This is a genomic window from Mycobacterium sp., assembly GCF_036488105.1.
Classification (GTDB): domain Bacteria; phylum Actinomycetota; class Actinomycetes; order Mycobacteriales; family Mycobacteriaceae; genus Mycobacterium.
Map to the genome: position 1 here is coordinate 21,800 of NZ_DASXHW010000010.1, position 8,907 is coordinate 30,706.

An 8,907-nucleotide genomic window follows, 5' to 3' on the forward strand; every position below is an offset into this window, starting at 1 on the left:
AGGTCGGCCGGCGGCCGAACGGTCGCTGCACGGTGCGACACGCGTAGGTTAGAGGGTGGGTAAACAGTCAACGCGACGGGTCCTGGCTTGCGTCGCGCGTTTCCCACCCTGCAGGCGACTTGCCTGTTCGGCACCGGCAGGCTCGATCCGCGCTCGGGTGCGCCCAGCGGAGCAATACGGTCATGAAGATCAGCGCGGCCCTGGCCGCCGATTTGGGCATCCTCACCGCCGCCCTGGATGAGCCCGCCGCCGATGTGCTGCACAGTCTGCATCGCTTGGGCGTCGACGCCCGTGCGGCGGTTCCCACCTTTCTCGGTCTGAGCGTGACCGTCGCGGGCGGTGATCCGCCGTTCACGTGCACTACCTTCGAGGAGGGCGCGGCCGACAATGTTCGAACCTCGCTTTGGCTAACGCTGCCAGCGGGTGTCGGTGAGGGCCGGGCAGGGCCGTCGGTTGCCCTCGTCTTCTTCGCGGCGAGGCCGGGAACATTTGTCGACCTCGCCGCGGACCTGGCGTGGCTAACCGGCCGTCCACCCAGCGACTTCGCGCTCGATCAGCACCTGAGCGTCCCCGCCGGGTCGGACGGCGGGGCATCTCTGCGAGCGGCGTCGGTCATCAACCAGGCCATCGGGGTGCTCATCGGCCGCGGCTGCACTCCGCGGCAAGCACATTCGAAATTGGACACTCAAGCTGATGGCGCGCGTACCGATCGATACACCACTGCGCAGTCCATCCTCGACACCCTGACCGCCGCGGACCCGGCCGATGCCGAGCGCCGATCACGAACCCAACACGGGCTGACAGCGTAAGCACGTAAAAACCGCGCTGCGCAGTGGCTCCCCGTGCTCGCGCCATATAGCGTCAGCGATGTTGAGCGGCCAATCCGGGACGAGGCCAGCCGTCGGTCGTTGTCCTCGATCGTGCGGATGACGTTCTCCGCCAACGCAATCTGTTCGACGAGCACGTCATGCCACATGAGAGCACCTTCGCCTCCGGCCTGAACGAGCTGAATTGTGCCAGCGGCCAAGCCAACCAGACCAGACTGGGAAATCGACCAGCGGTCTCTGCGTCGCCTGCCGCTACCCGTGTGGCCGACATCTCAGGTCACAACATCTGGCCCGAGGTACCCGACAGGTGTACCGTTGTTGTTGCTGAGCCATTCAGCCAGTCTGGAAAGAGTTTGGCTGTACGCTGCCGAACTTGATGAGCATTTGCTCGCGCCGCACCTTCCGAATCCATCCTTTGCGGTCAGGAACGCATGCTGCCCGGAATAACCGGCTGCTCGACGAAAGACGCGCCGATCGGGCTGGGCACACCGAATCGCTTGAGCACCAATCTAAATGATGTTCTCCGACCCTGACCCCACCATCCTCCCCCCACATATCCACCGAAACTAGGTACACGTCATGATCGGCATCGGAATTCTCCTCATCGTCCTCGGGCTCCTCCTCCCTGCCCTCCTTCCTGCCTTCGCCTACGCCCATCTTTGCTTGGTCATCGGGGTCATCCTCCTCGTCGTTGGCCTGGCACTGATGCTGATGGGACGGATGGGACACGCCGTCGGCGGACGCCGCCACTACTACTGACCGGCCCGATGCACTCCCCGGCTCGGCTAGCAGCGGCTGGCCGAGCCGGGTGATACGAACCCGAAAGAAAGGCGGATAACGATGGCAATCACCGACGTTCGGGCCTTCACCCACCTGACCGACGCCGACATCGACAACCTGGCCGTTGAACTGGATGCGATCAGACTGGATATCGAGGATTCCCTTGGCGAGCGCGACGCACGCTATATCCGCCGCACCATTGCCACGCAACGAGCTCTGGATCTCACGGGCCGGCTCATGCTGGCCGGTAGCTCGAAACGCTCGGCATGGTGGGCGGGAACGGTGACGTTAGGTCTGGCCAAGATCATCGAGAACATGGAGATCGGCCACAATGTCATGCACGGCCAGTGGGACTGGATGAACGATCCCGAGATCCACTCCTCGACATGGGAGTGGGACATGAGTGGGGTGTCGAAACACTGGAGAGCTACCCATAACTTTCAGCACCACAAGTACACCAACATCCTCGGTATGGACGACGACGTGGGTTACAGCACCCTGCGGGTGACCCGTGACCAGCCCTGGAAGGTCTACAACCTCGGCAACCTGCTCTTCAACACCATCCTCGCGCTCGGTTTTGAGTGGGGAATTGGCTTGCAGCCCATCGAATTCGGCAAACTCCTCGAAGAGGGCCCGGGCCGCGAAACAACCCTGCGGCAGATCCGCGAATTCTCCACCAAAGCCGGACGGCAACTGATCAAGGACTACGTCGCGTTCCCGGCGTTGACCTCGGTGTCGCCGAAGGCGACCTTCACATCGACGCTGAAGGCCAACATCGTGGCCAACGTGATCCGCAACATCTGGACCGACGCTGTGATCTTCTGTGGGCACTTCCCCGATGGCGCTGAGAAGTTCGCCAAGACCGACATGGCGGGCGAGTCCAAGGGGCAGTGGTATTTGCGCCAGATGCTGGGCAGTGCCAACTTCGACGCCGGTCCGGCGATGCGTTTCATGAGCGGCAACCTGTGCTACCAGATCGAGCATCACCTATATCCCGACATACCGAGCAATCGGCTACACGAGATCTCGCTTCGCGTGCAAGAGGTGTGCGACAAGTACGACTTGCCTTACACCACGGGCTCATTTCTGGGGCAGTACGCCAAGACGTGGCGCACCATCGCCAAACTGTCGCTGCCGGACCGCTACTTGCGCGATACCGCCGACAACGCTCCGGAGACCCGCAGCGAGCGGATGTTCACCGAACTTCAGCCCGGCTTCACCGGTACCGACCTGGTGACAGGACGCCGCCGCGGACTCAAGACGGCGATTGCGGCGGTCCGCCAATGGCACCGCGAACAGCACAGATGAGTGTGCTACTGGCCAGTAACCTACGGGACCGTAGGTTAAGTTATAGTCGGCTACCAGGGCATGCCAGAACACTGTTGGACGGAGACCAGTTCAGGTGACCGAGATGAGCTATCTCGAATTGCACGGTGAGCGTATTGCCTATCGGGACGCAGGATCCGGCGAGGCGCTGCTGTTGATTCATGGGATGGCGGGAAGCTCAGCGACCTGGCGCGCGGTCATCCCCGAGTTGGCGAAAAGGTATCGAGTGGTCGCACCGGACCTGCTTGGGCACGGTGAATCGGCCAAGCCGCGCGGTGACTATTCGCTGGGTGCGTTCGCGGCGTGGCTGCGTGATCTGCTCGATGAGTTAGGTATCAGCCAGGCCACAGTGGTCGGTCAATCACTCGGTGGCGGTGTCGCCATGCAGTTCACCTATCAACATCGCGACTACTGCCAGCGCCTGGTTCTGATCAGCAGCGGTGGCCTCGGCCCCGACCTCAACTGGATATTGCGCATCCTCTCGGCACCCGGAGCCGAGTTGGTGCTGCCGGTGGTTGCTCCGCAGCCGGTGTTGAACCTCGGCAACAAGCTGGGGTCGTGGCTCACGTCGGCCGGAATCAAGTCACCGCGCGCCGGCGAGATGTGGAGCGCCTATTGCTCGTTGTCGGATCGGCCGACTCGCCAAGCATTCCTACGTACGTTGCGCTCGGTGGTGGACTACCGCGGCCAGGCGGTCAGCGCGCTCGGCAAGATCCATGTCAGTTATGGATTACCAACCTTGCTGATCTGGGGTGAGCAGGACCGGATCATTCCTGTCGCCCACGGCTACGCCGCTCACGAGGCCGTGCCGGGTAGTCGACTCGAAGTGCTCGCCGGCGTCGGGCACTTCCCTCATGTCGAATCCCCGACAGCCGTGGTCGACATCCTTAACGACTTCATCACCACCACAGGGCGGGATGCCGATCTGACGAATCAAAAACCCTAACCAGAACTCAACGAGGCCTGTTGCTTGCCACAACAATTCGCGCACGCACCGACGCTATCGCCGCCGCGCTTCGTTTCGCTTGGACTGAGCATCTGCCCACCCACTCCCAAGGCTGCAGACCTCGCATCCACGTTCGTTGTAGTCGCATCCAAAGGCCCAATCCCCAGGCGTTGACAATCGCTCCCGCGGGGTGAAACCTCAACTGAGTTGAGACTTTCAACCAGTTCGGGATGGGTCAGCCGTCCGCCGCTGACTTCGGAGAGCATTAGCTCACGCCGAACAGACCGGTGACAACCGCACGGCGGGGATCACCATGAATGCTGTTCCTACTCCATCTATGCCGCGGGCCGACGGCTTTCTTTCCCGCTCATGGGAGAGTCACACCACACGATTAGCCTATTGTCGGCTGAGATCATCGGTAGCCGTCATCAGCGCCCACGGGCACATCGATGCATCCAACGCTGACACTCTGACCGAGTACACCCTGGGCCATCTAATGCGTTGTCGCGGACTGATCCTCGATCTGCGCGACCTGGATTTCTTTGGAACCGAGGGTTTCTCGGCGCTGCATCGGGTCTCCGTCTGCTGCGCGGACCCCGGCATAGGCTGGGCGGTAGTACCCAGCGAAGCAGTCTCCCGGGTGCTGCGGATCGGCGACCCGCAAGGTTTGCTACCCGCCGCAAGCACCGTCGAGGCAGCGATGGCGATCATCCAGGGCCAACCTTACCGTCCACCACGCCCATCGCGGGCCACTGAGATCCCGGACAATCCTCGAGCCGCCCACGCGCGGTGTGCTTAGCCAGACCACTCGGGCTGGCCGCTGAACGGCCCGGCTAGAGGCGCAGCGACTCCAGGGGGCTAGACGGGTGCCGGCATGCCAACGGCGGTGGCCCCTTGTCGATAGTGGCCATCGGCGTGATCGTGGTACCAGGTCGATTCGCCGGGCGTCGGCAGCCCAGCCGCTCGCAGTGTGATCGACAGTGGACGGTAAGAGGGTGTCAGCGGTATCCGGTCAACGATATGGACGATGGCGGGACGCTGGCCGCGAGGAAGGCTACTCAACGCGCTGGTCAGGCTGGCCGCGGTGAGGTTGCCGCCCTTGCCGAGCGTCACCGCTGCGACCGCGACGTCGTGCGCGTCGGTCGCATCGGTCGCGTCGGTCGCGACGGGATAGACCACGGCCAGGTCGATCACGGTGATGTCGCCGAGGGCATCGCAAATCGGCTGGCAGAAGACCGGCCCGCGCGCCGACTGGATCACGGTGTTCCTATTGTCGACAAACCAATAGTCGCCGTCGCTGTCGCGACGGAACAGGTGGTCTGTGGTGATCCAGGTATCTCCCTCGGCAAAAACCCCGCGCATCGACACGCGCGCGGCGTCAAGTCCGGGGCGCGACTTCGCCAGCAGCACGCCCACCTCGTCGTCCGCGCAGGGGCACACGAAACCATGCTCATCTTCGATGAACCGGCCGGTCGTGACGTCATATCCGCCGAGGCGAATCTCGGTGCTGCCGGGCAGCGGTCGGCCCTTGGCCCCGGTCTTCGTCCCCGCTACGTTTGCCAGCACCGCATCCCCCTCGGTGGATGCATAGAATTCCAGCACTCGTGCCGGGGCGAATCGCTCGGTGACCTTGTGCCACAGCCCGACAGGCATTCCGGCTCCGATGAACAGGCGGATCGGATGATGCTCCTGAAGCTCGGGCGACGTCGCCTCCACCAGTTCGCTCAGCATGGCCCAGGTGTAGGACACCACCGTGACGCCGTAACGGTGGACCTCGTCGGCGAACTCGGTTGGATGGACGCCCCGGGTCAAGGCGATGCGCGACCCGCCGGCGACCGCGCCGCCGAGGCTGACCATCAGGCCCGACGGATGGTGCAGCGGGGTCAGGCAATAGATCGTGTCGCCGCTGCCGAGCGCGGCGGCTGTGGCCGTGCCATAGGCCGACAGCGCCCACCGATGATTGGTGACCTCCTTGATCACTCGGCGTCCGCCCGTCGTGCTGAAGAACACGAAGGCGAGATCACTCGCCCGGCCCGGGTTCGGGCGATACCACTGCGGTAGCCGCTCACCGGACAGACTGAGGCGGTCTAGCTCTACGATCCGGTCTGACTCCGTATGACCGAGGTCTGCGGTGCGGGGGCCCTGACCGAGGATCAGCACCCTGGCGCCGGTCGCAGCGGCCGCTGCCGAATGGTGGGGATCGGTGACGATGTCGGCCACCTCGCACAGGTGGACGGCCGCGGGGAGGTCGTCGTCCGGGGGTAGCAACACCGCCACAGCCCCGAGCCGCGACAATGCCGCGATCGCGACCACGGCACTGGGGCTGGTATCCATCAACACACCGATGCGGGCTCCCTGCCGGATACCAACGGCGATGAGGACGCGCACCACTTCGTCGATGCGGTGATCCACCGCCGCGTTGGTGTGGACCCGATCATCGAATAGGAAGCATTCCCCCTCGGGCGCTCTGTTCGCCTGTTCGGCCATCAACCCGCCCAACGACACCTTGGTGTGGGGTTGCAGTCCGCCGAGGCGGGCGAGCCGGGGAAGGGTACGCACGGCCTCTCCGGCGATCTCCCTGCCACTGCGCGCCGCCCACACCGCGGCTTCGGCCAACCCCAGGCCTACGCCGATGCCCACTTCGGCCAGCGCACTCGCCGAGTGCGCGATACGCGACGACAGACCGGCAGCACCATCGATCACGACGCCTGCGTCGGCCGCCATCGCATGCACATCCTGCGGCCTGGGCCCTCGACCTTCTTGCCATAGCACCCATTTGCCGACATTGGGCCACGTGTGCGTGGCGGCGGTCGATCCGACCACGAGCCCGAAGTGACCCGCCCGCATTAAGACTTCGGACACCTCGGCGCGGGGGGCGGCCCGCCCGATTGCTCGAACAGCCGCGGGTTGGCCGATGTCATCGACCTCCCCGATGAACGCAAGGATCGGACAAGTGATTTCCGCAAGCGTTATCAGCGTGCCGTCGATCGCGGCGCCGCCGGCCATCATGCGGTTGTGGACCACGAACTGCCGTAACAGTTCGGCGACCGCGGGGCCCGACCATGCCACCCAGCCCTCCACCTCGAGGAAGCGGCGTTGTTGTTCCCTGGGCAGCAACGCCTCTCGGTCATGGAGTTGCCGCAGAAAGTCCCACCTCGCCTGGACCGTCTTGATCGGGTCCAGAAGCTGAAACCCGGTGCGGGCCATCCATCCGGACACCGAGAGACGGTTGAAGACGTGGTCGGCGACCAGCTGCGCGCCGCGCCCCGCCAAGACCGCGGGTATTCCGAACGGCAGACCGCTGAGTGAATCGACGGCGGCGCCGAAGGTGATCACGCTGGCCAGGCCCTCGGACCGTCGGTAGGCCGCGGTCTGATAGCAGAACATGCCACCCTGCGAATACCCCGCCAAATGCACCTTGTGGCCGGTGTGTGCCAGGACTGAATCGATGACCCTGCTCAGCGCGACAACGTGGTCGCTCAATGTGCGTTCGAGCCCATCGGTTTCCAGGTCTGGTGAGCCGAAGTCAACCACCCACGGGTCCACCCCGAGATCATGCAGGACTCCGACCGCGCCCTGGTCCCTGGTGACGTCAAACACGTTGGCCGACATCATCATTGGCGGTACCAGTATTACCGTTGGCCGTGACGGATCATTCGCACTGTCGGGGAAGTACCGTCGCAACCGGTACATGTCGCACCGCTCCACAGTCTGGAAGGGCGACGGACGGGATCCGGTCTGAAGGCCACCGAATCGCAGCACCTCGACACCGTTCTGCAAGGTCGCGACCACCCGGTTCGCGGAACCCGCAATCAAGCTGCTACCCCATGTCATCGACACCACACGTCGCACCGACACTCCCGGCGATCATGCATGGGTTGACGTCACTCAGTCCACACTACGCGCAGCGACTGTGCCGCAGCGAAGAGCCAAGATTTCGGACGCACTTGAGTTTTCGCGTTAAAGGCGGAGCCCGGGACATGGCGCCGGACGACGTTGCGATACTGGACCGATGCCGAGCACCGATTTCCACCCCGACCTTCGCAGAATCGCCCGCCTGGCCCCACGATCGCTCGTCGGCCCGCGGACGCTGCGGGTGATCCGCAGGCTGTCCTCGGTCATGCCACGCGGCAAAAACCCCGATGGCGTCGAGGCGCTCATCCTGCGCTCCGGTGTCGGGGTGCGACTGCACCGCCCGGCCGGCGTCAGCCAACCCGGCGCAGCGTTGCTGTGGATTCACGGCGGTGGCTACGTCATCGGCACCGCACAGCAGGACGATGCGGTGTGCCGGCGGTTCGCCCGCGAGCTGGGCATCACCGTGGCGGCGGTGGACTATCGGTTGGCCCCCGAGCATCCGTACCCCACCCCTCTCGAGGACTGCTACGCGGCGCTGACCTGGCTGGCTGCGCTGCCCGCCGTCGACCCGGCTCGGGTGGCGATCGGCGGGGCCAGCGCCGGAGGTGGGTTGGCCGCGGCATTGGCGCTGCTGGCACGTGACCGCGGGGAGGTGACGCCGACCCTGCAGCTGCTGGCCTACCCGATGCTCGACGACCGAAGTGGCTCCGGGCCGAACAAGCCGGGTTACCGGCTGTGGGGCCCGAAGAGCAATCGCTTCGGCTGGGCGGCCTACCTCGGCAACGCCGACCCGCAGGTTGCGGTTCCGGCGCGACGCGACGACCTGAGCGGACTGCCCCCGGCGTGGATCGGTGTCGGCACCCACGACCTGTTCCACGACGAAAATCTTGCCTACGCCGAGCGTCTCACCGCTGCCGGCGTCCCGTGCCAGGTCGAGGTGGTCCCCGGGGCATTTCACGGCTTCGACCTGGTAGTGCCGAAAGCCTCTGTGTCACAGTCGTTTTTCGCCAACGAGTGTGCGAGCCTGCGATCCGCGCTGGCCGCGACGAGTTGATGCCTACCGGCGCACCATTCTTGGTGAGCGACGAACAGCGGGCGCTACGCAGCGCGGTCGCCGACCTCATGGCGCGTCACTCCAGCGAGGCGCAGGTGCGGACACAGATGGCCACCGAT

At 64.6% G+C, this 8,907-nt stretch carries 7 protein-coding genes; 6 read left to right on the forward strand and 1 reads right to left on the reverse strand.

All coding sequences use genetic code 11. The features are described 5' to 3' along the window. The first annotated feature begins 182 nt into the window (after nt 1–182). The 5 genes from VGH54_RS00555 to VGH54_RS00575 all read left to right on the forward strand — a co-directional run bounded on the left by VGH54_RS00555 (nt 183) and on the right by VGH54_RS00575 (nt 4,678). Nucleotides 183–809 carry a hypothetical protein gene (locus tag VGH54_RS00555; protein ID WP_331509994.1) on the forward strand — a complete coding sequence of 209 codons (627 nt, stop codon included), beginning with the start codon at nt 183–185 and terminating at the stop codon, nt 807–809. 597 nt (nt 810–1,406) lie between these two features. Beyond that, entirely contained in the window at nt 1,407–1,586 is a 180-nt protein-coding gene (locus tag VGH54_RS00560) for a DUF6131 family protein (protein ID WP_331509995.1), read from the forward strand. Nucleotides 1,587–1,667: 81 nt separating this feature from the next. Next, nucleotides 1,668–2,915 carry a fatty acid desaturase gene (locus tag VGH54_RS00565; RefSeq protein ID WP_331509996.1) on the forward strand — a complete coding sequence of 416 codons (1,248 nt, stop codon included), beginning with the start codon at nt 1,668–1,670 and terminating at the stop codon, nt 2,913–2,915. A 103-nt stretch (nt 2,916–3,018) separates the two neighbouring features. Next, complete coding sequence (locus VGH54_RS00570) at nt 3,019–3,879, forward strand: alpha/beta fold hydrolase (RefSeq protein ID WP_331509997.1); 861 nt, start codon at nt 3,019–3,021, stop codon at nt 3,877–3,879. 337 nt (nt 3,880–4,216) lie between these two features. Next, nucleotides 4,217–4,678: an STAS domain-containing protein gene (locus VGH54_RS00575; RefSeq protein ID WP_331509998.1), complete on the forward strand. Its 462-nt coding sequence runs from the start codon at nt 4,217–4,219 to the stop codon at nt 4,676–4,678. A 59-nt stretch (nt 4,679–4,737) separates the two neighbouring features. Here the strand turns inward: VGH54_RS00575 and VGH54_RS00580 are convergent, their stop codons facing one another. Next, a complete protein-coding gene (locus VGH54_RS00580) occupies nt 4,738–7,713 on the reverse strand; it encodes an AMP-binding protein (RefSeq protein ID WP_331509999.1) in 2,976 nt (991 codons plus the stop codon). Nucleotides 7,714–7,891: 178 nt separating this feature from the next. On the opposite strand from VGH54_RS00580, the gene VGH54_RS00585 reads away from it, so the two are divergent. Next, nucleotides 7,892–8,788 carry an alpha/beta hydrolase gene (locus tag VGH54_RS00585; RefSeq protein ID WP_331510000.1) on the forward strand — a complete coding sequence of 299 codons (897 nt, stop codon included), beginning with the start codon at nt 7,892–7,894 and terminating at the stop codon, nt 8,786–8,788. Nucleotides 8,789–8,907 lie beyond the last annotated feature (119 nt).